This window comes from Stenotrophomonas maltophilia (genome assembly GCF_047497515.2).
Lineage (GTDB): Bacteria > Pseudomonadota > Gammaproteobacteria > Xanthomonadales > Xanthomonadaceae > Stenotrophomonas.
In genome coordinates this window covers 551,075-572,861 of sequence record NZ_JAXAXL020000001.1, presented here as the reverse complement: position 1 = coordinate 572,861, position 21,787 = coordinate 551,075, and the positions used below count along the sequence as shown (strand labels likewise).

General features: G+C 66.4%; 38 protein-coding genes. 17 read left to right on the top strand and 21 right to left on the bottom strand.

Annotation, left to right across the window (positions count from 1 at the left end):
- Window positions 1-5: 5 nt before the first annotated feature.
- From ACMZPQ_RS02975 to ACMZPQ_RS02880, 19 genes are all read right to left on the bottom strand, one after another.
- Window positions 6-323 (bottom strand): hypothetical protein, encoded by a 318-nt coding sequence (locus ACMZPQ_RS02975; protein ID WP_065427804.1) that lies wholly within the window; start codon window positions 321-323, stop codon window positions 6-8.
- Complete coding sequence (locus tag ACMZPQ_RS02970) at window positions 320-811, bottom strand: glycoside hydrolase family 24 protein (protein WP_414486036.1); 492 nt, start codon at window positions 809-811, stop codon at window positions 320-322. The genes ACMZPQ_RS02975 and ACMZPQ_RS02970 overlap by 4 nt, the downstream gene beginning before the upstream one ends.
- A 104-nt stretch (window positions 812-915) precedes the next feature.
- Window positions 916-1,449 carry a YfbU family protein gene (locus ACMZPQ_RS02965; protein WP_414486035.1) on the bottom strand — a complete coding sequence of 178 codons (534 nt, stop codon included), beginning with the start codon at window positions 1,447-1,449 and terminating at the stop codon, window positions 916-918.
- 62 nt (window positions 1,450-1,511) lie between these two features.
- A complete protein-coding gene (locus ACMZPQ_RS02960; protein WP_414486034.1) occupies window positions 1,512-2,207 on the bottom strand; it encodes a hypothetical protein in 696 nt (231 codons plus the stop codon).
- The gene (locus ACMZPQ_RS02955) at window positions 2,204-2,617 is read right to left on the bottom strand and encodes a RusA family crossover junction endodeoxyribonuclease (protein WP_414486033.1); all 414 of its coding nucleotides are present in this window, start codon (window positions 2,615-2,617) and stop codon (window positions 2,204-2,206) included. The genes ACMZPQ_RS02960 and ACMZPQ_RS02955 overlap by 4 nt, the downstream gene beginning before the upstream one ends.
- Window positions 2,607-2,840, bottom strand: a complete 234-nt coding sequence (locus tag ACMZPQ_RS02950) for a hypothetical protein (RefSeq protein WP_414486032.1) — start codon at window positions 2,838-2,840, stop codon at window positions 2,607-2,609. Before ACMZPQ_RS02950 ends, ACMZPQ_RS02955 begins: the two co-directional genes overlap by 11 nt.
- Window positions 2,837-3,058, bottom strand: coding sequence for a hypothetical protein (locus ACMZPQ_RS02945; protein WP_414486031.1), 222 nt, complete (start codon window positions 3,056-3,058; stop codon window positions 2,837-2,839). Before ACMZPQ_RS02945 ends, ACMZPQ_RS02950 begins: the two co-directional genes overlap by 4 nt.
- Window positions 3,058-3,342, bottom strand: a complete 285-nt coding sequence (locus ACMZPQ_RS02940; protein WP_414486030.1) for a hypothetical protein — start codon at window positions 3,340-3,342, stop codon at window positions 3,058-3,060. Before ACMZPQ_RS02940 ends, ACMZPQ_RS02945 begins: the two co-directional genes overlap by 1 nt.
- Window positions 3,342-3,770: an HD domain-containing protein gene (locus ACMZPQ_RS02935; protein WP_414486029.1), complete on the bottom strand. Its 429-nt coding sequence runs from the start codon at window positions 3,768-3,770 to the stop codon at window positions 3,342-3,344. Before ACMZPQ_RS02935 ends, ACMZPQ_RS02940 begins: the two co-directional genes overlap by 1 nt.
- Entirely contained in the window at window positions 3,770-4,114 is a 345-nt protein-coding gene (locus ACMZPQ_RS22965) for a Lar family restriction alleviation protein (protein ID WP_502321126.1), read from the bottom strand. Before ACMZPQ_RS22965 ends, ACMZPQ_RS02935 begins: the two co-directional genes overlap by 1 nt.
- Window positions 4,111-4,614 (bottom strand): hypothetical protein, encoded by a 504-nt coding sequence (locus ACMZPQ_RS02920; protein ID WP_414486028.1) that lies wholly within the window; start codon window positions 4,612-4,614, stop codon window positions 4,111-4,113. Before ACMZPQ_RS02920 ends, ACMZPQ_RS22965 begins: the two co-directional genes overlap by 4 nt.
- Window positions 4,607-4,981, bottom strand: a complete 375-nt coding sequence (locus ACMZPQ_RS02915) for a Ref family recombination enhancement nuclease (RefSeq protein WP_414486027.1) — start codon at window positions 4,979-4,981, stop codon at window positions 4,607-4,609. The genes ACMZPQ_RS02920 and ACMZPQ_RS02915 overlap by 8 nt, the downstream gene beginning before the upstream one ends.
- The gene (locus ACMZPQ_RS02910; RefSeq protein WP_414486026.1) at window positions 4,981-5,199 is read right to left on the bottom strand and encodes a hypothetical protein; all 219 of its coding nucleotides are present in this window, start codon (window positions 5,197-5,199) and stop codon (window positions 4,981-4,983) included. Before ACMZPQ_RS02910 ends, ACMZPQ_RS02915 begins: the two co-directional genes overlap by 1 nt.
- Window positions 5,200-5,388: 189 nt before the next feature.
- On the bottom strand, window positions 5,389-5,523 hold the full coding sequence (locus ACMZPQ_RS02905) for a hypothetical protein (protein ID WP_275576706.1): 135 nt from the start codon (window positions 5,521-5,523) through the stop codon (window positions 5,389-5,391).
- Entirely contained in the window at window positions 5,520-6,125 is a 606-nt protein-coding gene (locus tag ACMZPQ_RS02900) for a hypothetical protein (protein WP_414486025.1), read from the bottom strand. Before ACMZPQ_RS02900 ends, ACMZPQ_RS02905 begins: the two co-directional genes overlap by 4 nt.
- Complete coding sequence (locus ACMZPQ_RS02895) at window positions 6,091-7,038, bottom strand: hypothetical protein (RefSeq protein WP_495495820.1); 948 nt, start codon at window positions 7,036-7,038, stop codon at window positions 6,091-6,093. The genes ACMZPQ_RS02900 and ACMZPQ_RS02895 overlap by 35 nt, the downstream gene beginning before the upstream one ends.
- A 1-nt stretch (window position 7,039) precedes the next feature.
- Window positions 7,040-7,351, bottom strand: a complete 312-nt coding sequence (locus tag ACMZPQ_RS02890) for a winged helix-turn-helix domain-containing protein (protein ID WP_414486023.1) — start codon at window positions 7,349-7,351, stop codon at window positions 7,040-7,042.
- A complete protein-coding gene (locus ACMZPQ_RS02885; RefSeq protein WP_049469831.1) occupies window positions 7,348-7,791 on the bottom strand; it encodes a phage regulatory CII family protein in 444 nt (147 codons plus the stop codon). The genes ACMZPQ_RS02890 and ACMZPQ_RS02885 overlap by 4 nt, the downstream gene beginning before the upstream one ends.
- Window positions 7,792-7,998: 207 nt before the next feature.
- Window positions 7,999-8,472 carry a helix-turn-helix domain-containing protein gene (locus ACMZPQ_RS02880; RefSeq protein ID WP_414486022.1) on the bottom strand — a complete coding sequence of 158 codons (474 nt, stop codon included), beginning with the start codon at window positions 8,470-8,472 and terminating at the stop codon, window positions 7,999-8,001.
- A gap of 91 nt (window positions 8,473-8,563) precedes the next feature.
- Here ACMZPQ_RS02880 and ACMZPQ_RS02875 point away from each other — a divergent pair, with 91 nt between their 5' ends.
- The 16 genes from ACMZPQ_RS02875 to ACMZPQ_RS02800 all read left to right on the top strand — a co-directional run bounded on the left by ACMZPQ_RS02875 (window position 8,564) and on the right by ACMZPQ_RS02800 (window position 16,840).
- Entirely contained in the window at window positions 8,564-9,007 is a 444-nt protein-coding gene (locus ACMZPQ_RS02875) for a helix-turn-helix domain-containing protein (protein ID WP_227852734.1), read from the top strand.
- Entirely contained in the window at window positions 9,004-9,321 is a 318-nt protein-coding gene (locus tag ACMZPQ_RS02870) for a hypothetical protein (RefSeq protein WP_414486021.1), read from the top strand. The genes ACMZPQ_RS02875 and ACMZPQ_RS02870 overlap by 4 nt, the downstream gene beginning before the upstream one ends.
- Before the next feature lie 107 nt (window positions 9,322-9,428).
- The gene (locus tag ACMZPQ_RS02865; protein WP_414486020.1) at window positions 9,429-9,617 is read left to right on the top strand and encodes a hypothetical protein; all 189 of its coding nucleotides are present in this window, start codon (window positions 9,429-9,431) and stop codon (window positions 9,615-9,617) included.
- 266 nt (window positions 9,618-9,883) lie between these two features.
- Window positions 9,884-10,120 (top strand): hypothetical protein, encoded by a 237-nt coding sequence (locus tag ACMZPQ_RS02860; RefSeq protein WP_414486019.1) that lies wholly within the window; start codon window positions 9,884-9,886, stop codon window positions 10,118-10,120.
- On the top strand, window positions 10,117-10,356 hold the full coding sequence (locus ACMZPQ_RS02855; RefSeq protein WP_414486018.1) for a hypothetical protein: 240 nt from the start codon (window positions 10,117-10,119) through the stop codon (window positions 10,354-10,356). The genes ACMZPQ_RS02860 and ACMZPQ_RS02855 overlap by 4 nt, the downstream gene beginning before the upstream one ends.
- The gene (locus tag ACMZPQ_RS02850; protein ID WP_414486017.1) at window positions 10,353-10,787 is read left to right on the top strand and encodes a hypothetical protein; all 435 of its coding nucleotides are present in this window, start codon (window positions 10,353-10,355) and stop codon (window positions 10,785-10,787) included. The genes ACMZPQ_RS02855 and ACMZPQ_RS02850 overlap by 4 nt, the downstream gene beginning before the upstream one ends.
- A gap of 109 nt (window positions 10,788-10,896) precedes the next feature.
- Window positions 10,897-11,133: a hypothetical protein gene (locus ACMZPQ_RS02845; protein ID WP_414486016.1), complete on the top strand. Its 237-nt coding sequence runs from the start codon at window positions 10,897-10,899 to the stop codon at window positions 11,131-11,133.
- 82 nt (window positions 11,134-11,215) lie between these two features.
- Complete coding sequence (locus tag ACMZPQ_RS02840; protein ID WP_414486015.1) at window positions 11,216-11,599, top strand: hypothetical protein; 384 nt, start codon at window positions 11,216-11,218, stop codon at window positions 11,597-11,599.
- A gap of 3 nt (window positions 11,600-11,602) precedes the next feature.
- On the top strand, window positions 11,603-11,815 hold the full coding sequence (locus ACMZPQ_RS02835) for a hypothetical protein (protein ID WP_414486014.1): 213 nt from the start codon (window positions 11,603-11,605) through the stop codon (window positions 11,813-11,815).
- On the top strand, window positions 11,812-12,747 hold the full coding sequence (locus ACMZPQ_RS02830) for a hypothetical protein (RefSeq protein WP_414486013.1): 936 nt from the start codon (window positions 11,812-11,814) through the stop codon (window positions 12,745-12,747). Before ACMZPQ_RS02835 ends, ACMZPQ_RS02830 begins: the two co-directional genes overlap by 4 nt.
- 43 nt (window positions 12,748-12,790) lie before the next feature.
- A complete protein-coding gene (locus ACMZPQ_RS02825) occupies window positions 12,791-13,249 on the top strand; it encodes an SAM-dependent methyltransferase (protein ID WP_414486012.1) in 459 nt (152 codons plus the stop codon).
- 209 nt (window positions 13,250-13,458) lie between these two features.
- Window positions 13,459-13,770, top strand: a complete 312-nt coding sequence (locus tag ACMZPQ_RS02820) for a hypothetical protein (protein ID WP_414486011.1) — start codon at window positions 13,459-13,461, stop codon at window positions 13,768-13,770.
- Window positions 13,763-15,769: a DNA cytosine methyltransferase gene (locus tag ACMZPQ_RS02815; RefSeq protein WP_414486010.1), complete on the top strand. Its 2,007-nt coding sequence runs from the start codon at window positions 13,763-13,765 to the stop codon at window positions 15,767-15,769. The genes ACMZPQ_RS02820 and ACMZPQ_RS02815 overlap by 8 nt, the downstream gene beginning before the upstream one ends.
- Window positions 15,766-15,954 carry a hypothetical protein gene (locus tag ACMZPQ_RS02810; RefSeq protein ID WP_414486009.1) on the top strand — a complete coding sequence of 63 codons (189 nt, stop codon included), beginning with the start codon at window positions 15,766-15,768 and terminating at the stop codon, window positions 15,952-15,954. The genes ACMZPQ_RS02815 and ACMZPQ_RS02810 overlap by 4 nt, the downstream gene beginning before the upstream one ends.
- Window positions 15,951-16,535 (top strand): hypothetical protein, encoded by a 585-nt coding sequence (locus ACMZPQ_RS02805; protein ID WP_414486008.1) that lies wholly within the window; start codon window positions 15,951-15,953, stop codon window positions 16,533-16,535. The genes ACMZPQ_RS02810 and ACMZPQ_RS02805 overlap by 4 nt, the downstream gene beginning before the upstream one ends.
- Window positions 16,532-16,840 (top strand): hypothetical protein, encoded by a 309-nt coding sequence (locus tag ACMZPQ_RS02800; RefSeq protein ID WP_414486007.1) that lies wholly within the window; start codon window positions 16,532-16,534, stop codon window positions 16,838-16,840. The genes ACMZPQ_RS02805 and ACMZPQ_RS02800 overlap by 4 nt, the downstream gene beginning before the upstream one ends.
- Window positions 16,841-17,035: 195 nt before the next feature.
- Here ACMZPQ_RS02800 and ACMZPQ_RS02795 read toward each other — a convergent pair whose 3' ends face one another.
- Window positions 17,036-17,998, bottom strand: a complete 963-nt coding sequence (locus ACMZPQ_RS02795; protein WP_414486006.1) for a tyrosine-type recombinase/integrase — start codon at window positions 17,996-17,998, stop codon at window positions 17,036-17,038.
- A gap of 489 nt (window positions 17,999-18,487) precedes the next feature.
- On the opposite strand from ACMZPQ_RS02795, the gene ACMZPQ_RS02790 reads away from it, so the two are divergent.
- Window positions 18,488-19,927, top strand: a complete 1,440-nt coding sequence (locus ACMZPQ_RS02790; RefSeq protein ID WP_197581605.1) for a GGDEF domain-containing protein — start codon at window positions 18,488-18,490, stop codon at window positions 19,925-19,927.
- Here the strand turns inward: ACMZPQ_RS02790 and ACMZPQ_RS02785 are convergent.
- The gene (locus ACMZPQ_RS02785; RefSeq protein ID WP_197581603.1) at window positions 19,924-21,750 is read right to left on the bottom strand and encodes a methyl-accepting chemotaxis protein; all 1,827 of its coding nucleotides are present in this window, start codon (window positions 21,748-21,750) and stop codon (window positions 19,924-19,926) included. The two genes, ACMZPQ_RS02790 and ACMZPQ_RS02785, sit on opposite strands and share 4 nt — an antisense overlap.
- Window positions 21,751-21,787 lie beyond the last annotated feature (37 nt).

Here is a 21,787-nt window from a genome sequence, read left to right as displayed (position 1 = left end):
GTTCTTCACTTCAGCCCCCTGAGCTGCTTCAGCTCGCGGATGTCTGCCTTGTTCTGCTCTACCTGCACGGCCTGCTTGGCCAACTCCAGCTTCAGCGCCGGCACGTCCGCCAGCTGGGTGTTCATGATTTGCAGCTGCTGCTGCAGCCCGGTGATCTGCTGGTTCGTTACCTGCTGCTGGGTTAGAACCGACTGCATTGAACCCACCAGCCAGTAACCGATGCTCACGATGGCCCCGGCGATAACGAGTGCAATCCAGCGCTCCACCGGTCCCAGGGAGATCTTGGTGCGGCCGTCCTGGCTCGGCTGGGCTTCCATCGTCATGTACCTGCCACCTTCCCACCAGCTGCGCGGAATACAGACAGCAGGTCGGCCAGCTTGCGCTCGTACTGGCCGTAGCCGGCACCCGGAAGGCTTGCCCAGATGTTGCTGACCGCCTTGATGGCCTCCGGGATCTTGCCCGCCTGGATCAGCTGCAGCGCGCGGCGCTCCCGGATCTGTTGCAGCGCGATCAGATCCTGGCTCAAGGGCGCGAAGTCTTTCAGGCCCAGCGTCTTCTTGTACGCGTCGTAGTAGCGGCGCAGCAGCTGGTAGCGGCCGGCTGCCGTCGACTGAATCTTCAGCTTAGGCAGATCCACCAGCACGCGCGGATGGTCGGCGTAGCTCTTAAACAACTGCCCGCCGACAATCACGTCATAGCCGCGGTCCTTGGTGGCCTGCTTGCCGTTGTCCGTACCTTCGGACCAGGCCAGCATGTCGAGGAAGGCCACGACGTTCACGCCGCCAGCTTGTTGGGGGGTGATCTGTGCCATGGCGGATCCTGAAATGAAAAACCCCGGCTGGGTGGCCGGGGTCGGGTCGTGCGCGATGGTAGTGAATCTACCCCTAAAAGTGCGGGAGTGTCACTCCCGCATTCTCACCTGATCGAAAGCAACTTCGCGAGGTCATCAAGACTCAGCTTGCGGCGGTCCAGCAGTTCGCGCCTCATCGGTTCGAAGAGCTCGTACATCTCGCGGTAGCGGGCGGCCATGGGCCCGTGCGAGTTGAAGTCGCGTCCCTCAAACTCAGTGAACCGGTGCAGATCTTCAACAAGAAGCCTGCAGTGGGACATCAACTCTGTTTCGTTGTTGCCATCAAAACCATGGAACCGAGGGTCGTTCCCACGTGGACCAACACGGTCAACTAGCTCTTGGCGTTGAGCTGCGTCCAGCCCCTCGTAGGCCCGCTCGATGAATGACCACATGTCCAAGACGTTGATGACGAACTTGAAGCTTTCGGGTAGATCCTGATCGTCAAACAACAGCCCATGTTCGAAGGGAATCGCGAACTCTTCCTTATATGCCGCCACCTTCGAGATGAAGCCGGGATCAAACTCACCTCGAATTTTCAGCGCCTTCTGGATGTCCGCCAGCATCAGCACTATCAGACGTTGCTCATCAGTGAACTTCATACTTCCTCCGTGATTGACGCGCCCCCTGGCACGCCTATCGCTGATTCTATGCGCTGGGCAGGTTAGGCGGCTTGGTTCAGTGCATTAGAAAGCGCCCAGCATGCTTCCTGCTCAGCCTCAGTCATCTTTTGCAGCAGCCACTCATAGACCCCGCGCCACTTCGCCCGGTAGGTCGACTCGTCGCGCCCAATAGAGGCAGCCCGACGCCGGTCGCTGACCGGGCCGAGCCCTGATCCGCCGCACACCTTGCAGGGCGCCAGCAGCTCCCCAACCAACCCCTGGCCCCTGCCCTCGCAGGCCGCGCAGTGCGGCCGCTTGGCGATCTCGCCGATCACCGCCGCCGCCAGCGTTGGCAGCGACTCCAGGGTGCTGATCGGCCAGCATTGCGCCTTCACCCGGCCCAGCCGCTGCTGGGCCGCGTCGCGGTTGGCCCGCTGCTCCGCCGTCGCCGCGCCGCCCCACCCCATGCACACCTCGGCCAGGCCGAGATCCGTCCGGGCCTCAGCCAGCCGCCGCTGCTGGCGCTGCAGCTCCGGCGTCACCAGCGCGATCACCGCGTCCCGCAGCTTGTGCCGGCGCAGCGCAGCGCCATCCGGCCACCAGCACGCCTCCAGCAGCTCCCGGCCGAGGCCTGCCGGCACCATGCCCAGCGCCGCGGCAATGTCCTGGTTCGTCAGGTCGGGCTTCCCGCCTCCCCGGCCGATGTCGAACTTCACCGTACTCGGCCCCAGCCGCGCCATCGTCTCTCGTGGATTCATGCCCGTTCCCCTGTCGTTGAGTGGCCGGCCGCTGCCGGCCCGCCCGTAATTCGCACCACCACCTGGCCACCCGGCCGCCGCTCGTCCTTCACGAACAGGTGCCCATAGAACAGCGCGTCATCGATCCCCAGAAGCTGGGCAATTCCGTCGCGGTATGGCTTGCAGCGGCCGACCATGTTGTCGTCGTCAGGCAGCTTCTTTCCCGGCGCCTGGTAGCAGTCGATCCACAGGTGCAGCCGGCCTGGCGGGAGCACCATTCCGCGCCAGCCCGCCTCGTTCGCCAGCACCGCCGCCGTCTGCCGGGCCAGCTTCGTGGCCCGGGCCTTTACCCGGAAGTGCACGCGCGCGTTCGGCGACAGATCCTTGCTCGGCCAGGGAAGCACCAGCTCCAGCGCGCGGTCAGCCTGCATGGGCGCCCTCGTTCTGCTCCATCGCATCGCGGAAGGCCGCACGCCAACGGAATGCCGTCGCCCGGCTCACGCCGAAGTCGGCCCGAAGCTGGGCAACCGATGGGATGCGGTCTCCGTACATGCGAACCATCCGTACAGCAGCAGTGAGCGTCAGGTTCTGCCGGCCCCACGCCGGCCAGCCAGGCTCGCGGTTGTGGTGGTGATCGGTGGGTTGCTGACTCATGGCTTCACCTGCACAGCATCGATGCGATCCAGTGATCGCAGCAGATCCACCAGCGCCTCCAGCTCACCACGCTCGAAGTGCAGGATCCGCCCGTTCAAGCTGAAGCTGTAGGCGTCTGATGTGCTCTGGTAGAACAAGATGCCGGTGTGACCGGGGCAGCCGCTCATCTCGCAGTCATCGCTGCATCGGTACGTCAGTGAGCGCTCGATGTTCGCCATCACGGCACCTCCGGGCGAGCGGCGATCATGGCCCGCCAGGAGTAGACCGGGTCAGGCGCTTCGTCTCCATCCCCATGCCGCCAAGCGGCAGCGATCATCTCCTCAGTCGGCTGCGCCGGCACCAGCAAGAAGCCATCGGGCGGCGTGAGGGCGGCGATGATGGCCTGAACTACTCCGGATTCTGCAAGGAACAGGTCACCGGATGGACTCACAACGCCACCGACTTCCAGCGACCCAACGTTCTGCGCCAGGATCTCCCGCGCCCGCTTCTCGATGGCGTCCATCACTTCACCCCCAGCGCAGCGCGCGCCTTGGCGTACTTGGCCCGCAGGCGAGCCGCCATGTCCTGGTCCAGCAGAGCCAGTCGTGACTCGTCGCTGTTGTCGGCGATATCTGCCAGCTTCACCTTGAGCGACAGCGGGTTCTGTCGAATTTTCCAGTTGTAGAACGCCTCGCTCTTGTTCACGCCGCGCGTCAGATCGAACACAGCCTCCACCACGGCCTGCGGGAACAGCATGACTTGGGTCGCGAATGCCGGTTGATCCTCCAGCACGTCGTGGAGCCAGGCCACCATTTCGGCGGCGTCATCGCCGGCGACCGCCGCTGCGACCCGAGCCACATGCTCGATGTACGGGCGGCCGGCCTTGTCGGTTTGGCTGGCATGCGCCTCTTCCGCCAGCCATCGGGCCTCATTCACTAGTGCACCGCTCATCAGGCCACCTCCGGGCCGGCCGGCTCGGCCGCATAGTGCGTGATCGCCGGGTTGTCACCCCGCCAGCTGCCGAACACCGGCCGCTGTGTCTCCGAGTCCCACAGCATCAATCGGGTGCCGTCCTGCGGTGCCTCGTCAATGGGGCGCCAGTTCACCGCTCCTGCAGCTCGCCTGTTCCACGACTCGACAGCCGCCGAAGGGGACCTCGCGAGGAAAGTCATTGGCCCCGGGCTGCAATCATCTACGTCGTTCTCGCAGCCAGCGCTCCAACCCATTTCATCGTTTCCGATCAGTTCTGCAGCTCCACCGCAGAACGGGCATGACTTTAATGCGGCGGCGGTCATGCTCGCTGCTCCCAGCTGGCCGTCAGGCGCTGCACCTGCCCGCCGCGTGCCTCGAACTGCTCCACCGTCTCGGCCGGCCGCTGGCCGTCCTTCTCCTTGCCCCACGCCTTGGCCGGGGCCAGGTCCGCCAGAAGCGCCACGCGCGACCGGTTGATGGTCATCTTGTCCACGCGCGGTGCCTTCGGCTGTGCGCCGTTGCGCGCTCGGTAGGCGCGGCCGCGCTCGATGCGCCGCTCGCGAAGTTCCTCCGCCGTCGCCTTGTGGAAGCGCATGCCCTTTCCGCTGTAGCGGTACGCGGCGGTAGCCCGGGCGCCGGTCTTCACTAGGTAGCCGCAGCTCACCAGCCACGTCAGAACGTCGCGTACGCCGTTGCGCTCCTTCGTCTTTCCGAGGCCGGTCACGTCCATCAACTCGAACACCTGGTGGTGGCCGAGCGACTGGCCCTTCCTCTCTTCGAAAATGGTCCTGACCTCGTCGGACAGGCCTGTCGGCTTAGCCATTGGTGTCACCCCTCAGTTCGTTGATGTACGTCTGGTTTGCGATTAGCTCGTCGTCGGAGCCGTATGTCTCGCGGAAGGTCCGCGAGCCATCCATCAGGCTCGGGCCGTAGATCTGGCGCATCGTCGCGAAGGTGTTCCCCTCCATCGGATGCCGCATGTGGTGCCACTTGCATAGGGCGTAGCCGAACATATGGCCGCGCCGCAGGTTTCCGCTCTTGGCGTGGTTGTAGTCGCAGCCGTAGACCACCAGCTCCGGCTCCAGCAGCTGCTGCTCCAGCAGCGCCAGGCAGGCCATGCACGGGCCCTTCTTGGCCAGCTCGATCCGGGCGGCTTCTTCCCTGGTCGGCGGCGGGGCCTTGGACCACATCAGCGCGCGGCCTCGTCGGCCAGACGCCACCCGTGCTGCCAGGCCTCGGCCTTCTCGCCCAGCGGACCGGCGCGGCGGTTGTCGCCGTCCTCCGTTTCGCATTCGATCCACACCAGGTGCGGGTTGTCGCTCAGGCGCTGCCCGTTCAGCCGAGCCGAGTAGCCGGCGTTGATCTCCTTGGCAAACTTGCTGCGTGTGCTGTACTTGGTGAAGTCCATCAGCGTCTGTTCCTCGTGGTGCTGCGGCGTGCCGCGCTCAGTTCCTGGTCCCGCATGTCCCATCCGCCCTGCCAGCGGCGTCGACGCGTCACTCCGTCCTGCCCCATCTCGTACCGCGGTGCCGATTCCCGGCTGCGGCAGGCATCTCGCGCCCATCGCCCGGCCTGCTCCGCTTGGGCCAGCTCGGCCTCAGTCGCCATCGGTATCGATCCAGTTCCGGATGAACCAACGCACGTTGCATGGCCGCCAGTTCACCGCCAGGGCTATCTCTGCAACGCTGCAGCGCTCGGCGTGGAGCAGCCGCACCGTGTCGTGCTTGCTCATGCGCCTTCCCCGAACCCGAGGTCGACCGCAGCCCGCTCCATCGCAGCGCGCGCGGAATCCCGGTCACGCACCGGCCGCACGCCGTGCTTCTCCTGCTCGATCGCCAGCACCGGCTGCGGCAACGGCTTGCCGTCGACCACGTGCTGGACTGCGCGCGTGTAGGCTTCCTCCAGCATCCGGCGCTGCTGCGATCCGTGGTCGGCCGAGGCGTAGACGTGCAGGTCCAGCAGCGACCGCACCAGAACCGTGAAGCCGCTCTGCGGCCGGCCCGGCGCCATCTCCCGCTCAACCGCCGCCATGACCGGAATGTCCAGGCACATGGTCAGGAACCTCGGTGGGTTCGGCGGCCACTCCCGGCCCTCGGTCAGGCAGCAGGCCATGCCGCGCGCGTGCTGTGCCCGGCTGCGGCCCTTCAGCACCTGGAACCACGTGCTGGCCGCGATGGTCAGGCTGCCGTCCTTCTTGAATGGCGCAGCGCCGTTCTCGCGCTCCCACTTGCCCGGGAACATTGCCGTCATCTGCTTCCAGAATTCCCACAGGTAGGCCGACTGCGACTCGCTCAGCGGCTCAGCCGACGACGGCAAACTCGGCGTCGACGACATCGCTTGGTTCAAACCCAGCGCCGCCACCGTGGCCACCGCCTCGGCGTTGGGCGTAGAACTGCTGTTCGAGCTGCTCGGTGCGGTCGGCAGAACCGTGTTGAGGGCTTGCATGGGTTGCTCCTGCGGATGGCTGGGCGACAGGGATCACGGGCAGCGACAGGCCGGCGGCCATCGTCTGCTTCAGGGATTCGTTCGGGTCGTGGCCGGCGGTGATCAGGTCCAGCAGCTGCTGGCGGACCTGCAACCAGCCCTGGACCGACAGCGGGCGGCGGATCGCGGCGCGGTGCCGGACGAACCGGGCCAGCTGCTCGCGGTCGATGCCATGTGGCGTGCTACCGAATCCGGCCAGCTCGCGGTCGACCTGGTCAGCGGTCAACGCCAGTGGATCGGCCTCGCGCTCACACTCGCGGTGTGAGGGTTGCTCTTGGTTGCTTTTGGTTGCTTTAGGTTCGGGTGCAATAGCTGTTGCACCCTTTTCGACGTCTGGTTGCACCCTTTCCTGCGTCGTTTTGCACCCTTTCCGACTCTGTTTTGCACCCTTTGCAAAGGGTGCAGAATTTGCACCCTTTGAACTTTCGGGCTGTTCTCCAGCGTCCCCATCCATGGCCAGATCACCACCGGCGATCCAGTACGGGCTGATCCGGTACTCACGCGGACGGCCGCCGGACTTGTAGCCCTTCATGCGGCCACCGCCCTCGCTGACGACCTCCAGCCAGCCGATGCGCTCCATCTTCCGGAGCTGGTACTGCACCGAGCGCTCCGACTGCCTGGACTTCACAGCCAACGTGGCAACGGACGGGAAGATGCGGGTGCCGTCGTCGTGCGAGTTGTCGGCCAGAGCCAGCGCCAGCAGCAGCTCACCGCCACCACCCGGATAGCGCTCGAAAACCATGCCTGTCATGCGTGCAGCCACGTCAGATCCCCAATGCCAGGTTCTGGCCCGGGGCGACTGGCCACCAGGTGCACGCCGTGCGGCCGCTGACCGCGCACGGCTTGTTCGGGCCGCGCCACACGCGCCCGGCCTTGATCAGTTCAGGCAGACGGCGGGCCAGCATGTAGCGGTCCAGGCCCGTGGCCTGCGCCAGCTCGTTGCTGGTCATACCCGGGTTGTCCGTCACAGCCTTGGCGCTCTGGTCGTGCTGGTGCGCCTGCAGGCCGCTCGAGACCACGTAGTGCGCCGCGTCGTGGCTGGTGCTCAGGTCGCTGGAACGTGCCGGATGGTTCATTGCGCATCCCTCGCGGCAGCGTTCGCCGCATGCTGAGCAAGCTCGGCAAAGATCTCCTGCAGGCGCGCGCAGTGCTGCGCGATGGTGCTGGCCTCGTTCGGCGTGATCCGCTGATCAGCCATCGCCTCGGCAATGACCTCGGCCAAATCACCCTTGGCGCCGGCGGCCGCAAGCAGCGCGCCGATCAGGCTGCCGCTGGTCCTGCCTTCCATCTTGCTCAGCGTGTAGCCGTGCTCGCCGGCCAAGGCGTGCAGGATTCGGTAGTCACCGGTCACGCCCATCACCTCGCTGGCTTCGACCAGCGTCAGGTGGTGCGTCGAGTTGTTCGGATTGACCTTGTTGCGGAGCACCGCCGCTGACATGGCAATGCGAGGTGCCAGAGACTCGCTACCGCCTGGATAGGCATGCACGGTCTTGTGGGCTGCGTCGATGATGTTCATTCGGGGCTCTCGTGAACGTGGTTTCAGGCATTCGTGCGGCGCAACATGTGCGCCATGGACATCAACTACCCATGGATGGCAGGCGCCTACGGCGCCCGGAGCGCGTTCCCCGCGCCGCCGGAAATCAGCCGCATTGCCAACACCTCCCATTGCTGGAAGGCCCGCAGCCGGCGATGGATCGCCAGTCGTCGCTTCAGCGCGCGCATGTCAGGCAACCTCCAGGGGGGCGTAACGGTTCTCGTCAGGGTCGTGCGGCGCGGGCTGCGCCTGCGGTTGTTCCTGGACGCCCAGCAGCCGCTGGATCTCCGGCAGCGCCGGCAAGGCGCCCTCTTCCGTCCAGGACTCGACCTGCTCGATCGGCAGCTGCAGCACCTTGGCCAGCTGCCTATCTGTGGACAGGCCAAGCCGGGCGCGCAGCGCGCGCTTGCTCATGCGGCTGTCCAGCAGCGGGCCCAAGTCCTTGATTGGCCGGGACGCGCTCATCTTGGGCTGCGTCGGTCGGCGCTTACGGCGACGGGCGGCAGCCAGGTCAACCAGGGCCTTTCCGACCGCATAGGACGGACGCCGCTTGCCATTGCGGATTCGGTTGATGGTGGACTGCCGCACACCGACGGCAGAGGCGATGGCCTCATCCGTCAGGCGGGCGGCACGCAGTTCGTCGATGGCAGCGATGGGGTCCATACCCCGATTATGCCTATAGGAATGCCTCGGTCAAGCAATTCGATGCCTATAGGCATTCGACCCGACGAACGGTAACCGCGAACCTTCCGCTATGGACTTTCTCATCAAGAATCTGCGCTTCCTCACCACGTCTCAGCTGCAGGGCGGCCAAGGCCGCGCCAGCTCTGCGGCGGGTGTCGGCCAACCGGCCATCAGCAAGATCATCAACGGCACAACCAAGATGCCGGGCTATGCCACCGTCGCCGGATTGGCGCGCCACTTCGGCGTGTCGATCGACGACCTGGTCTGGCGGGACCTTGAAGCACAAGGACCGTCTCAGGCGTCTCAGAATGTGGGATTGGACCCTGCAAAGCTGGCGTCCCTGATCGAGACAGTAGAGGCGGCAACCGCACAGAGCGGTCGTAGCGTTCCTGCAAGGCTCAAAGCCCGCATGATCTCCGCTCTCTATGCCCACGATCCGGAACTGGCAGCCAGCACCCCGCAAGCGGTGCAGGCACTCCTGGCAAGCATAATGATGACGGTGGAAGAGACATGAACCCCTTGCTTCGTGACGAGCTCGCAGCGCTGATCGCAGAGGAAATGACCCGGCCGGAGGCCAAGCGAACCGAGTCCGCCACGAGGCGAGACGCCATGCTACGCCGGATCATAGACCTCCAGACGCTGTATCAGCTCGGATGGCTGGTTCGGCAAGAAACGATGCACGTCTATGGCGTTCTGGAATGTCTCTCGGATGCCGACTTGGAGTCGCTGATCGACACGCTACAGCGCGCGGAACAGGCCATCCACGATGGGGTGCCGTTCGTAGAAGTAGGCCTGATCAAGGGCGCCACCTGCAATTGGGTGGCATGATTGGCCGAGGCCGGCTTGTCGCCGGCCATGGAGGCTCTATGGATCCGATCTTCGGAACGGGAAATCTCGTTCTTCAGGTCCTTTTCTTGATCTTTGCGATCGTCTGAATGTTCGTCCCCTTCGCCGTCCTGGCGATCCGACGATTGCTGGTGCAGCTGGTCCAGAAGCAGGACGAAACCAACAACCTTCTCCGTTCGCTCATTCCGCTGCGGAACCCGCAAAGCGCACCGGACACATCGCCAGAGCGGGATCGCCCGACCCTGGGCAACATCATGAAGCAGGTCCGAGAGGGCTAACAGCAGCAAGAAACCGATGAATGCGGGCATACCGTTCGTCGGCTCCTGCAAAATATTATGCCTATAGGCATTGACCAATCAATTCCTATAGGCATACTTGCCTCCAGCCGCCCAAGAAGCCTCCCAACAGAGGCAGGGCGCCGGAGACCAGCATGCGCACCGCAAACCGGCCCCTCTGGGCCACCCTCCGCCCCATCGCTGCCGCCTTCGCGGCCGCGTTCGGCGAGGCCTTCAGCAGCTGCGTCAGCAGCAAGAAGGCCTGAGCCATGGCCGCGATCACCACCACCAGCCGCGGCGCAGCGCGCGTCGAATCCCGGCCCCACGCCGGAACCGTCGTCGTCCAGGTCGGCGGCACAGCCCTCCTCAGCCTGACCTCGTCCGAGGCCCGCGAGTTGGCCGAGCACCTCGCCGTGTGCGCTGACGCGATCGACGAAGGCGCGACCGAAGTCGCCACCATCGCTCGCAGCAAGCCGCTGGCCCTCCAGCAGGCGGCTGCAGCATGAGCGCCGTCATCCTGCAGTTCCCGACCCGCCGAGTCCGCGCCAAGGCTGTCGCTGACGCGGTCCGTCACGCCGCGCTGCGCCTCGGATACCACCCCCACAACGCCGACACCGCCGCCGCCATCGCCCGCGCAGACTTCCTCAGCGGCCGATACAGCGCCGCGCGCGCCGTCAGCGAAATGGTCGACCAGCTCGGCGCGGCCATGCGCCTGATGCGCGCTCAAGGCGGTGCCGCATGACCTCCCTCCTCCGCATCCCGGCCGCGATTCAGACCTTCACCCTGCCACGCGGCGAAGACCTCCAGCGCTCCGACGCATCGCCGCCCAACAAGTTCACCGGCTTCGTAGTCGGACCGTTCTTCTGCCATCACGTCTACAGCGATGACGAGAAGACCATGATGGGCGATCGCACGGTAGCCGAGCTGGGCGACTGGCAGGTCACTCACGTGGAGACCGGCGCGTGTGTGCAGCGCGGCTTGCCGACCCACTACCGCGCCATTTGGTTGGCCGAGAAGCTGTCCGCCTTCCAGGACTTCGCCCTGCCCTCGTTCCAGGCCATCAAAGACGCCCTGGCGCCGCATGAGGAAGAGATCGCGTCGCTGCGCTGGGAAGCCAGGAACGGCAACTGTCAGCGCTCCTGCAATTTCAGCTTCACGGGGGTGCAGCCGTGACCGACCCCGACTTCTTCGCCGCCATGGCCGTCGGCATCCCGCCCATCACCCCGCCCGTCAGCCCGGCGCCCGCGCCGGCCGAGCCCACCACCGAACAGGAGACCGAGTAATGCGCCACCTGGTCCTGCCCTTCTTCTGTGTCGTGTTCCTCGGCGTCGCGCTGGCCTATGCCGTCACCAGCGGGATCTCTTCCCGCTTCGGCGCGGCCTTCCTGGCCGCGGCGCTCCTGTGGGCCGTCATCGCCTACATCGAGATCCGCGCGGCCTGGCCGCCCTTCGCCGCGGCAATGCAGCGTCGCCGCGAAGAGCGACAGCGCGCTCCCCTGCCTGCCGACGACACGCACTGAGCAATCGCCCGGCCGGCGCTACCGGCCTCCCACGCCGGCAGGACTTCCACACAGCCGGCAACCTATTCCTCAGAGATCCGCCATGACCGATTCCGTCGTTGTCGATTTCCAACATGAGCCCGAGTTCTCCAAAAAGGAGAACGGGGAGCTGCCCCGCATCGAACTTATCCGCGAACAGGTCGCCGGGTTCGTTGACGGCTACACGACCGCCAAGGGCCAACGGCCGCCGCGCAGCGTGCTGCAGATATCCGACCTCAAGCACTGCGTTCGCCGGATCTTGGCCCGAATGCAAAAGCCGCATCGGGATGAAGCCAAGGCGGCATGGATGCGAGCGCGCAAGGCCGGATCGAAACAGCCCTGGCGCGAAGCGAGGCCCGAGCCAATTCCCGGCGCAACGCTCACCTGGTGTGGGATTCCCATCGAAGGCATGGGCTACAGCCGCCATCGCACCGTCGACAAGCACTGACCCATGGCCAAGCCGGTCCAGATGGACATTTTCGATGACGACCCAGCGCGCGAAGCAGTCGCCTGGCGCGTGCAGGCGGAAGAGTCACTGAAGCACTTCCAGTTCCCCGAATCGATCCGTCTGGAACGGCACGCCTACTACCTCGGCGTGGCCGAGCAACTTGAAGCCAGGGCGCGCGGTGCGCGCTCCACCAACAGCAAGGACATGCAGGCATGAGCAACGACAACAAGACCCTGGCGGGCGCGCAGCCGGGTGGGAGGGTGAGGCTGGGGGATCAGGCCGAGCGGGCGCGGTTTGAGGATTGGGGCTTGGCTGAGGGGCTGCCGCTTGCCCGGGGCAGGCTCGGTGGCTATGCCTTCGAGGTGACAGCAAAGGCTTGGATCGCTTGGCAGCACCTCGCCGCCCAGCCCTCCCCGGGTGGTCAGGGGGATGACAGCGATCTGCTGGACGAGCTGCGTGACGTGGTGGACTACTTCCAAGACGTAGATCCCAACCCGATTCATCTTGCGACCGTACACGCTGCAATCGAAGTCCTCGCCGCCCGCCAGCCGGTGGGGGAGCCGGTGGCTTGGTACTACAGTTTCTCCGACACCGGCGAGGCTGGGCCGGTCACATTCGGCGGGAATCCGGGCGCGGAAGCAATCGCATGGGCAGAGCGCCACGGTCACACGCTGCACTACCTCTACGCCGCCCCGGCCGCGCAGACCGTGGGCCCGTGGCCTGTGATCGACCGGGTTGCGAAAAACTGGGACGGATGCAGCATTGGCCCTGCGATTCGCGCTGAGGCCGAGAAGGTGATCGGCCAGCCGGCGCAGGCCGTGGACCTGTCCTACTCGCTCGATGCCGATCCGGCAGGCATCCGCGCCCGTGTGGCAGACGCGATCACTGGCACGCTGATGGTTGCTTCCCAAGGCCATACCCCGCCACCGGCTGGGCACTGGGCCCAACCGTTCTGGCAGGCCGCCAGGCACGATGCTGCCCGCTCGCTCAACGTGTCGCTAAGGCTCCGCGAGTTGGTGGCTGCGTCCAAGTTCATGCGCGACCGAGTCGTGGAAACGCGCGGAGTGAAGTGCATGGACGATCTCGACTATGCGATCGAGCAAGCAGAGAGGGCCCTGCTCGACAGCCAGGCGGTGGGCAATGGCTGACGCTCTGCCAGCGGTCCTCGACCCCTGCTGCGGCAGCCGCATGATGTGGTTCGACCCCAGCGACCAGCGCGGCCTGTTCGGCGACCAGCGGCACGAAACCATCACGGTGATCGATCGCACCCACCGCGTCGACGGCACGCGCGTCCTATCCATCCATCCGGACTGCCTGATGGACTTCCGCGCCCTGCCCTTCGCGGACGGATCGTTCCCGCTGGTGGTGTTCGATCCTCCCCACCTGGTGCGCGCCGGCAAGGACAGCTGGCTGGCGGCCAAATACGGGAAGTTGAGCAAGGACTGGCGCGCGGATCTCCGCGCCGGGTTCGCCGAGTGCTTCCGCGTGCTGCGACCCGAGGGCGTGCTGGTCTTCAAGTGGTCTGAGGTGCAGGTGACCACGCGCGAGGTGCTGGCCCTGACCGATGCTCGCCCGCTGTTCGGGCATCCGTCCGGGAAGCGCGCCGGCACGCACTGGATCTGCTTCATGAAGGAGCCGACCAATGGCTGACCAGCTGCTCACCGCTGCACCTGTCCGCAACGTCACCAGCGCGAAGTTCGTCCCTTCTCCTGGGGCCAGCGTCCTGACTGGACGGTTCCAGTGCCTCCTGTCCTGCGGCCACATCGTCATCCGCCAGGGTGAGCACGTCCGCGGGACCAGGTTCTCTCTGCGCGCTCCCCACACCGCTCCCTGCAACAAGTGTCCGAAGGAGGCTCCCAATGGCTGACCAAGAACCGAACACCGCCCAATCCGCGGAGCCGCCTTCGTATTACCACGGCCCTGTGTGGGACGCGTTCGGGCTCACCCGCGCCGCCTACCTGGTCGTCCCGCGCCGGACCCTGCAGTCCATGCCGCTGGAATGGCAGCAGCAGTTCGTGGCGTTGATGGATGAGGCGCAAGCCCGCCTGCCCGCCGAGGCTTTCCCCGAATACAGCGTGCGCCGCGTGGTCAACGGCAAGTTCGTCGCCGACCCACTGCGTGACTACCGCCACACCGGCCCCATCGCTCCCAAGGACTCCTCCAATGGCTGACGGCTCCCGCGCTTTCAACTTCCCCATGCCGCAGCGCTCCCGACTGCGCCCCGGCGAGATCGTTGTGGATCTCTTCGCCGGCGGCGGCGGGGCATCGGAAGGGCTCAAGCAGGCCCTCGGCATCGATCCCGCCCTGGCCTACAACCACGACGAGCTGGCCATCGGCATGCACGCCGCCAACCACCCGCTGACCCAGCACCACCGCGAGGATATCTGGCATGCCGACCCGCGCGTGGACGTGGCCGGCCGCCCCATCGGCTGGTTCCATGCCTCACCCGACTGCACGCACTTCAGCCAAGCCAAGGGCGGCCAGCCGCGCAGCAGGAAGACCCGCGCCTTGTCGTGGGTGGTGTTGAAGTGGGTGGGCCAGCTGCTGCGCGCTGATCGCCTGCACGGCACCAACACCGCGCCGCGCATCATTTCCATGGAGAACGTCTGGCAGATTCTGACCTGGGGTCCGCTGGTGGCCAAGCGCTGCAAGGTCACCGGACGTGTCATCAAGATGGACGGAACCGTTGCAGCGCGCGGTGAGCGCGTGCCGGTCGAGAATCAGCAGCTGGTGCCAGACAAGCGCCACAGCGGCCGCACCTGGCAGCAGTTCGTTGCCGCTCTGCGGGCGCTGGGCTACGTGGTCGACTGGCGGAAGCTGGTGGCCAGCGACTACGGCGCCGGCACCAGCCGGGAACGCCTGTTCCTGCTCGGCCGCCGCGACGGTGAGGCCATAGTGTGGCCGGAAGCCAGCCACGGCCCAGCGCCGGACCAGACGCCGCGCGTCACAGCCGCCGACTGCCTGGACTTCTCGATCCCCTGCCCGTCCATCTTCACCCGAGCCCGCCCGCTGGCTGACGCCACCATGCGCCGCATCGCCAAGGGCGTCATGCGCCACGTAATCAACTCGGCCGATCCCTTCATCGTTCCGGTGACGCACCAGGGCGGCGACCGTGTCCATGACGTGCGCGATCCCCTGCGCACCATCACCGCCGCCAACCGCGGGGAGCTGATGCTGGCTGCGCCGGAGCTGGCGCCGTTCCTCACCGAACATGCCAACGCCAGCAGACAACGCACCATGTCCGGCGACCAGCCGCTGCCAACCGTCTGCGCCGGTGTAAAGGGTGGCCACTTCTCTGTTGTGACGCCGATCCTAGCCGGCGTCGGCGGCCGGGCCGGACAGTCCGAGCCCCGCTCAGGCAGCGAACCGCTCTACACGATGACCACGAAGGCAGACACCGCGTTGGTAGCGCCGCATCTGGTCAAGTTCAGGGGCGACAGCATCGGCACGCCAGCCTCCGAGCCCGTGCCAACCATCACCTCCGGCGCTGGCGCTGCGCGCCCGGCCGGAGCCGCGCACGCCCTCGGCGTGGCCGCCGCCTCGCTGGTCACCCTGCGGCGGAGCATGGTCGGCGCTGATGCACGTACGCCGCTCACCACCGTGGCCGCGCAGGCAGAGCATCACGCCGTTTCCAGCGCCTTCATGGTCCAGGCAGCGCACGGCGAAGGGAAGCCTGGCGGCGTCCAGCGCTGGGGCAACGGCAGCAAGGATGCCCGCGCTCCCGTCGGCACGGTCACAGCGAGCGGCAACGGTGGACACGCCATGGCCGAGGCGGAATTGGCGCAGCTGTCTCCCGATCAGGAAGCCGGTGCGCTGCGCGTCGCCGCGTTCCTGGTGAAGTACTACGGGACTGGTGCCAACGTTCCTTCCCTGCTTGATCCCGTGGACACGGTCACCACCCGAGACCGCCTGGCGCTGGTCACCGTCCACATCCAGGGCGTGCCGCACGTCATCGTGGATATCGGGCTGCGCATGCTCAAGCCGCATGAGCTGTACCGCGCCCAAGGCTTCCCGGCCAGCTACATCATCGATCGCACGGCAAACGGCACTCCGCTCAGCACCAGCGCCGCCGTGCGCATGGTCGGCAACAGTGTGAGCCCGCCACCCCTGCGTGCCCTGGCCGAGGCGAACCTTGACCGGGTGCCGGCCGACATGGCAGTGGCGGCATGACCGGCGCTGCTCTGGCCAAGCACGTGGCCCGCGTGCTGCTGACGGAATGCAGGGCACGCCGGCATGGCCACGGTTTCTGGTTCGCCTTCAACGCCGCACAGCGCGCGCGCATCCGCGCCACCGCCCCACTGCCGACACCGCCGCGCGCACCAGCACTGCCGGCTCAACTGGACCTGTTCGCATGACCGCACCACTGCCCATTTCCCCGGCAACCGTTGTCGAGGCCACCAAGGCATCGTCGCCTGTCGCAGCGGTCGTCTCCGCTATGCGCCGCGTGGATCCGGCCGGCGGCGCCGTTGCCGCCAACCAGGTGCGCGCGTGGGCCGACACCCTGATGACCGCGCTCTACTCCGCGCAGCCTGTCCGCTGGGAATACCGGCGCAAGGATGACTTCGCGCCAGGCTGTTGGGTCCAGGCCGACGCAGGACACGTGTACGCCGCTCATCAGCGTGGACTCGTTGTGCGCGCCCTGTTCGAGACACCGCGCGTCATCCAGCCCGAGAAGGTCCACGACTTTCAGCGGCGCGTCTGCACGCGCTGCGGCATGAGCGAGGACTGGGCAGGCCCGGACTGCTTCCCACCTGACAAAAAGCCCGACCCACGCACCCTGCTCCCCTTCAATCCCAGCTGGCTCATCCAGCCACTGCAGTGGCTCATCGATGCGCCGGCCCACCTCAACACCTACGACCGCCGCCACCGCGCGGCGCAAGCCGCCTTCCTGCTGGAAAAGCTCGAAGCCCACATTCAGGAGTGCAACAAGCCATGACCCAGGAACATATCAGCCACCCCGAAGGGTTGCCGAACTGCGCCGCCGGCCACCGCGCGCGCCACATCCACGACAAGCGCTGTGCCGCTGCCGGCGGTGGCCACCTGGTCGAGTGCGCCTGCAGGTCGACCAGCAAGCACGCCGATCCCGATGTGGCCATTGCTGCCTGGCGCAGGCTCAACCGTCCGGCGCGCAGCGCGCGCTCGGCCGCGGTGCCTGCGGCGGTCGACAACGTCCTGCAGTTCCAGCTCAGCCTGGCCGAACGTAAACCCAAGACCCAGCGCGCGGCGCTGGCGTCGATCTGAAGGAGGAAATTATGGGAGCTGCCGAAAACATCCCATTCGAGCTGCGAGCCATCGGTGCCGAGGAAGTCGGCACCCTACTCGGACTGGCTGCGCGAACGGTGCTGGAGACCGTCGCTTGCAGGCCGGACTTCCCCGTCCGGATCAGCATGCGCCCGGCTACATGGATTGCCGGCGAGGTGCTGGCGTGGCGCCAAGCTAACCGAGCCGGTCAGCCAGCTCGTCGGCGTCGGTCTGGTAGTAAATCAAGAGGCTCTTCAGGTCCCGGTGGCCAATGACCCGGGCCAGCTCCATCACGTCCAGCTTCTTCGACAGCCGCCAGATCGCTTCTGCGCGACTGTCGTGGAAGTGCAGGTTCTCGATCTGAGCAGCATCCCGCGCACGGCGGAACAGGGTGTCTCGCGTGCCGGGGTCCAGATCGAAAACCCTATCCGCCTCCTGCGGCAGCAGGCTGATAATCTCCCGTGCGCGGGCTGACATTGGCACACGGCGCACGTCGCCGTTCTTGGTCTTCGGCAAGGTCACGGATTTGGCCGACACGTCGGCCCACTTCATGCCCAAGATCTCGCCAGCGCGCATGGCCGTCTCCAGGGCGAACATGAAGCACAGCGCGACCCGGTGCTGAGCCGTCTCCGGCACGCCGCCGTCGTATCCCAGCGCCAGCGTCAGCCGGTCGATCTCTTCTTGGGCCACCCTGCGCTTCCGGCTGGCCGGCGCCTGCGGCCGGTCCACGTCCTTGATCGGGTCCCCGTTCAGCCATCCCCAATCCTTCCGGCAGGATTTGAAGACCGACTGCAGCAGGTTCATCTCGCGCCGGACGGAGGCGGGTGCGACCTGGCCAAGGCGGCGCTCGCGCCATTCGGCCAGGTGGATCGGGCGCAGTGCGGGAAGGCGCACGAGCGCCAGGGGATCCCGTTCCAGCAATCCCAGCCGGGCCAGCTCCCACCGCGCCCCCTTGTGCTTCGGCGCCACCTCATCGGCATAGCGGCGCAGGGCGTCCTTCACGGTATTCTCTGGGAGGCGCGCACCCGTGAGCTCGGCTTCGCGCATTAGCGCCCACTGGACCGCCTGCGCCTTCGTGGGGAGGGTGTTCGACTCGCGTCGACCGTCCTTGTAGATCTCGGCACGCCAGGAGGTGCCGCGTCGTTGGATAGATGCCATGCCGCCAATCTTCGGCGTAATTCTGGCGTAACGCTATCGGGCAGACACGGGCCAACGCGTGATTAGAGCGATTCGCGCAGCGCGCGCAAGCCACTGAATCCGTTGGATATAGTCGCTATTCGGGTGTGATCGGGATTGAGCGAGAAACGTGCCGTAGTGCCTTTCACCGGCACCACTGCATCAAAGGCCAGGTCCATGACCTGGCCTTTTGCTTTTCCAGGCCCACGGTGTCCACACTGCCTGGCATGCCCGCGTCATTTCCGCCGTCACTTCCAGATTCCCTGCCCGTCCGCCTGCGCGCCCTGCAGGTGGATGATGCGGCCGCATAGTCCCGCTACCTCTCTCTGCCGGGCATGGTCGAACACACCCGCTGATGCGCAACCGCGACTTGTGACAAGACTGGAATTAGATGAAGTTCACACTTTTCTTGCCAGCCTCACCCGCATCTGCCTATCGTGACCCCAGCCGGACCTGAGGGCGGGGGAATGCATGACGTTGCGTGCTGCACTGTTTTTCCTGGTCACGCACGCGCTTGTCATCGCCCTGCTCGGTCCAGACGACCCCGTGGGCTCCTTCCTGCTGCTGATGGCCGCCCCCGTGCTGGCCGCGCTGGCCTGCCTGCGCCGCGCGCGCGACAGCCAGGCCGCCTGCCAATGGCGGATGCTGGCCTTCGCCGTCAGTCTGTTCTCGATCGCCCTGTCCGCCGTGCTGTACCGAAGCATCGCCGCGGCCGGGCCCACGCAGATGATCCTGTCATCGTTGGTCCTGTATGTCTTCTACCGGATCCCGCTGACCTACGTGGCGGCCAGCCCGGGCGGCGACAACCGCTATGTCCGCGCCGTCGACCTGACGATCATCGCGCTGCTGTGGCTGCTGTACTACGTGCATACGCGGTCGCTGGCGCACCTCAGCACCGCGCTGTGGATAGAGGGCCTGGCCACGATGAGCACCGTGCAGAACAGCCTGGTGTTCTGCTTCGCGCTGATCCGCTTCCTGGCCGAAGACAACGCTGATCGCCGTGATTTCTTCCGCGCCCTGGCACTCTATGCACTGGGCTACTTCCTGCTGGCGCTCTACATCAACACCTGGCAGCCGCAGGTGCCCGATGGAGGATGGGCCGACCTGCTGATCAGCGCACTGTTCGTACTGCTGGCGGTCATGGCCGGCAGCAGCCGGCGCCGGCCAACGGTGCCGGTGTCGCGCGCCCTGCGCCGCGTGGTCGATGCTGGTGTGCCGTTGATGCTGCCCCTGCTGCTGGTGATGGTTGCGCTGCTGGTCGCGGACGCGCATCCCACGCTGGCGTCCGTCGGATTCGTCGGCGCCATGCTTGGCTATGCCCTGCGCAGCGTACTGACCCAGGTCGAGATCCAGCGCCAGCGCGATGAGCTGGAAACCCTGGCCCGGCGCGATCCGTTGACCGGCCTCGGCAACCGGCGCAGCTTCGACGAATCGCTCGGCCGCGCCCATCGCCGTGCCCGTCGCCAGAACCTCGGGCTGGCCGTGCTGATGATCGACATCGACCATTTCAAGCGCCTCAATGACACCTACGGGCACCCCGAGGGGGATCGCCGGCTGCGCGCAGTGGCGACGATCCTTGACCACGGCCTGCAGCGCGGTGACGACCTGCTGGCCCGCTACGGCGGCGAGGAGTTCATCGCTGCGCTGGCCTCATCCGAAGCGGCACAGGCAGCGCAGCTGGGCGAACGCCTGCGCGCCGCGGTTGAAGCGGCGCGCCTGCCGGCCGCCGATGGCCATGTAACCATCAGCGTGGGCGTGGCCTGGCAGGCAGCGGACGACGAACGCAACCCGGCCGACCTGGTCGATCGCGCCGACCAGGCCCTGTACCGGGCCAAGCACGCAGGGCGCAACTGCGTGCAGCTGGCCACGGTGTCCGACGCGCTGGAACCGCGCGCCGGACAGCCCGCCTAGACCACGCGCAGCACCGCACCCGCGTGCGGATGCCCGGCACCGTCCTGCACGCGGAAACCGGCGACGGTCTGCAGCAGGTGTGCCGATTGCTCCTCCATGCTGCGTGCTGCCGCCGAGGCTTCCTCGACCAGCGCTGCGTTCTGCTGCGTACCCTGGTCGATCAGGTCCACCGCATGGTTCATCTGCTGGATGTCATCGCTCTGCTGCTGCGAGGCTGTGCTGATCTCGGTCATCAGGTCGCTGACCCGGCGCACGTTGCTCACGATCTCGTCCATGGTGCGGCCCGCGCTCTCGACCTGGGCGGTACCGGCCCCGACATTGGCCACCGACTCATCGATCAACTGCTTGATCTCCTTGGCGGCGCTGGCCGAGCGCTGCGACAGCTCGCGGATCTCGGTGGCCACCACCGCAAAGCCGCGCCCATGCTCGCCGGCACGTGCGGCTTCCACCGCGGCATTCAGCGCAAGGATGTTGGTCTGGAACGCGATGCCGTCGATCACGCCGATGATATCGACGATGCGCCGCGAAGATGCATTGATCACCGCCATCGTCTCCACCACTTCGTGCACCACGCTGCCGCCCCGTGCGGCGACATCGGCCGCACCACCGGCCAGCTGGCTGGCCTGGCGCGCGTTGGTGGCGGTGCGCTGCACTGTCTCGGCGAGCCCCTTCATCGACACCGCGGTTTCCTCAAGCGACGCCGCCTGCTGCTCGGTGCGCTGCGACAGGTCGCTGTTGCCCTGGGCGATCTCGGTCGCACCGACCGCGATGGTATCGGCGGCGAACTTGATCTGGCCGATGATGGCCGCCATCGCCTCGACCAGCGAATTCACGCCGTCGCACAGATCGGCGATGGGCCCCTGCTTGTCGGCCATCGCCACGCGCCGGGTCAGGTCACCCTGCTTGGCGGCGGCCACCACCTCGCGGGTCTGCGCCACGGCGCGCTGCATGGCCTGGTTCTCATGGACCTGCGCGGTGATGTCGGTAGCGTACTTGACGACCTTGAACGGCTTTCCATTGAGATCGAGGATGGGGTTGTAGGAAGCCTGGATCCAGACTTCGCGACCGCCCTTGCCCAGCCGCCGGTACTGCCCGGCATCGTATTCGCCGCGCCCAAGCTTTTCCCAGAACTGGCGATATTCCGCGCTGCCGCGGTGCTCGGGCTCGACGAACAGCGAGTGGTGCTGCCCGCGCACTTCCTCGAGGCTGTAGCCGGTGGTGGCGAGAAAATTGTCGTTGGCCGAGAGAATCCGGCCGTCCATGCTGAACTCGATCACCGCCTGCGACTTGCCGATCGCGGCCAGCTGCCCGGCCGAATCGGCCGCCTGCAGTTTCTGCGCGGTGATGTCGGTGGCGAACTTGACCACCTTGTACGGGCGCCCCTGGCGGTCCAGCACCGGGTTGTACGAGGCCTGGATCCAGATCTCGCGCTGCCCCTTGCCGAAGCGGCGGTACTGCCCGGCGTCGTACTCGCCACGTCCCAGCCGCGCCCAGAAGTCGCGGTACTCGGCGCTGCGTGCATGCTCCGGATCGACGAACAGTGCGTGGTGCTTGCCCTGGATTTCCTCCAGTCGATAGCCCATCGCCTGCAGGAAATTGTCGTTGGCCTGCAGGATGGTGCCGTCGAGCGCGAACTCGATGACGGCCTGCACGCGATGCAACGCCGCGACCTGGGCCTCGAGTTCGGCGCGATCGGTCGCCGCTGCCTCGGCGCGGCTGCGCGGGCGTGGCCCCAGGGCGCCCAGCAGCGCGCGCCACGGCGACCAACGGGTATTCAGCTCGGCCGGCGCCTGCGCGCCCGCCGTGAAGCCTGGGATGAGCATTGTCTGATCCTCGGTGTCCAACAAAGGGTTGCGGCCC

Bases quoted from the DNA above. Each gene is read 5' to 3' on its own strand.
- ACMZPQ_RS02975 (WP_065427804.1), bottom strand. From the start codon at position 323: ATGACGATGGAAGCCCAGCCGAGCCAGGACGGCCGCACCAAGATCTCC.
- ACMZPQ_RS02970 (WP_414486036.1), bottom strand. From the start codon at position 811: ATGGCACAGATCACCCCCCAACAAGCTGGCGGCGTGAACGTCGTGGCC.
- ACMZPQ_RS02965 (WP_414486035.1), bottom strand. From the start codon at position 1,449: ATGAAGTTCACTGATGAGCAACGTCTGATAGTGCTGATGCTGGCGGAC.
- ACMZPQ_RS02960 (WP_414486034.1), bottom strand. From the start codon at position 2,207: ATGAATCCACGAGAGACGATGGCGCGGCTGGGGCCGAGTACGGTGAAG.
- ACMZPQ_RS02955 (WP_414486033.1), bottom strand. From the start codon at position 2,617: ATGCAGGCTGACCGCGCGCTGGAGCTGGTGCTTCCCTGGCCGAGCAAG.
- ACMZPQ_RS02950 (WP_414486032.1), bottom strand. From the start codon at position 2,840: ATGAGTCAGCAACCCACCGATCACCACCACAACCGCGAGCCTGGCTGG.
- ACMZPQ_RS02945 (WP_414486031.1), bottom strand. From the start codon at position 3,058: ATGGCGAACATCGAGCGCTCACTGACGTACCGATGCAGCGATGACTGC.
- ACMZPQ_RS02940 (WP_414486030.1), bottom strand. From the start codon at position 3,342: ATGGACGCCATCGAGAAGCGGGCGCGGGAGATCCTGGCGCAGAACGTT.
- ACMZPQ_RS02935 (WP_414486029.1), bottom strand. From the start codon at position 3,770: ATGAGCGGTGCACTAGTGAATGAGGCCCGATGGCTGGCGGAAGAGGCG.
- ACMZPQ_RS22965 (WP_502321126.1), bottom strand. From the start codon at position 4,114: ATGACCGCCGCCGCATTAAAGTCATGCCCGTTCTGCGGTGGAGCTGCA.
- ACMZPQ_RS02920 (WP_414486028.1), bottom strand. From the start codon at position 4,614: ATGGCTAAGCCGACAGGCCTGTCCGACGAGGTCAGGACCATTTTCGAA.
- ACMZPQ_RS02915 (WP_414486027.1), bottom strand. From the start codon at position 4,981: ATGTGGTCCAAGGCCCCGCCGCCGACCAGGGAAGAAGCCGCCCGGATC.
- ACMZPQ_RS02910 (WP_414486026.1), bottom strand. From the start codon at position 5,199: ATGGACTTCACCAAGTACAGCACACGCAGCAAGTTTGCCAAGGAGATC.
- ACMZPQ_RS02905 (WP_275576706.1), bottom strand. From the start codon at position 5,523: ATGAGCAAGCACGACACGGTGCGGCTGCTCCACGCCGAGCGCTGCAGC.
- ACMZPQ_RS02900 (WP_414486025.1), bottom strand. From the start codon at position 6,125: ATGTCGTCGACGCCGAGTTTGCCGTCGTCGGCTGAGCCGCTGAGCGAG.
- ACMZPQ_RS02890 (WP_414486023.1), bottom strand. From the start codon at position 7,351: ATGAACCATCCGGCACGTTCCAGCGACCTGAGCACCAGCCACGACGCG.
- ACMZPQ_RS02885 (WP_049469831.1), bottom strand. From the start codon at position 7,791: ATGAACATCATCGACGCAGCCCACAAGACCGTGCATGCCTATCCAGGC.
- ACMZPQ_RS02880 (WP_414486022.1), bottom strand. From the start codon at position 8,472: ATGGACCCCATCGCTGCCATCGACGAACTGCGTGCCGCCCGCCTGACG.
- ACMZPQ_RS02875 (WP_227852734.1), top strand. From the start codon at position 8,564: ATGGACTTTCTCATCAAGAATCTGCGCTTCCTCACCACGTCTCAGCTG.
- ACMZPQ_RS02870 (WP_414486021.1), top strand. From the start codon at position 9,004: ATGAACCCCTTGCTTCGTGACGAGCTCGCAGCGCTGATCGCAGAGGAA.
- ACMZPQ_RS02865 (WP_414486020.1), top strand. From the start codon at position 9,429: ATGTTCGTCCCCTTCGCCGTCCTGGCGATCCGACGATTGCTGGTGCAG.
- ACMZPQ_RS02860 (WP_414486019.1), top strand. From the start codon at position 9,884: ATGGCCGCGATCACCACCACCAGCCGCGGCGCAGCGCGCGTCGAATCC.
- ACMZPQ_RS02855 (WP_414486018.1), top strand. From the start codon at position 10,117: ATGAGCGCCGTCATCCTGCAGTTCCCGACCCGCCGAGTCCGCGCCAAG.
- ACMZPQ_RS02850 (WP_414486017.1), top strand. From the start codon at position 10,353: ATGACCTCCCTCCTCCGCATCCCGGCCGCGATTCAGACCTTCACCCTG.
- ACMZPQ_RS02845 (WP_414486016.1), top strand. From the start codon at position 10,897: ATGCGCCACCTGGTCCTGCCCTTCTTCTGTGTCGTGTTCCTCGGCGTC.
- ACMZPQ_RS02840 (WP_414486015.1), top strand. From the start codon at position 11,216: ATGACCGATTCCGTCGTTGTCGATTTCCAACATGAGCCCGAGTTCTCC.
- ACMZPQ_RS02835 (WP_414486014.1), top strand. From the start codon at position 11,603: ATGGCCAAGCCGGTCCAGATGGACATTTTCGATGACGACCCAGCGCGC.
- ACMZPQ_RS02830 (WP_414486013.1), top strand. From the start codon at position 11,812: ATGAGCAACGACAACAAGACCCTGGCGGGCGCGCAGCCGGGTGGGAGG.
- ACMZPQ_RS02825 (WP_414486012.1), top strand. From the start codon at position 12,791: ATGTGGTTCGACCCCAGCGACCAGCGCGGCCTGTTCGGCGACCAGCGG.
- ACMZPQ_RS02820 (WP_414486011.1), top strand. From the start codon at position 13,459: ATGGCTGACCAAGAACCGAACACCGCCCAATCCGCGGAGCCGCCTTCG.
- ACMZPQ_RS02815 (WP_414486010.1), top strand. From the start codon at position 13,763: ATGGCTGACGGCTCCCGCGCTTTCAACTTCCCCATGCCGCAGCGCTCC.
- ACMZPQ_RS02810 (WP_414486009.1), top strand. From the start codon at position 15,766: ATGACCGGCGCTGCTCTGGCCAAGCACGTGGCCCGCGTGCTGCTGACG.
- ACMZPQ_RS02805 (WP_414486008.1), top strand. From the start codon at position 15,951: ATGACCGCACCACTGCCCATTTCCCCGGCAACCGTTGTCGAGGCCACC.
- ACMZPQ_RS02800 (WP_414486007.1), top strand. From the start codon at position 16,532: ATGACCCAGGAACATATCAGCCACCCCGAAGGGTTGCCGAACTGCGCC.
- ACMZPQ_RS02795 (WP_414486006.1), bottom strand. From the start codon at position 17,998: ATGGCATCTATCCAACGACGCGGCACCTCCTGGCGTGCCGAGATCTAC.
- ACMZPQ_RS02790 (WP_197581605.1), top strand. From the start codon at position 18,488: ATGACGTTGCGTGCTGCACTGTTTTTCCTGGTCACGCACGCGCTTGTC.
- ACMZPQ_RS02785 (WP_197581603.1), bottom strand. From the start codon at position 21,750: ATGCTCATCCCAGGCTTCACGGCGGGCGCGCAGGCGCCGGCCGAGCTG.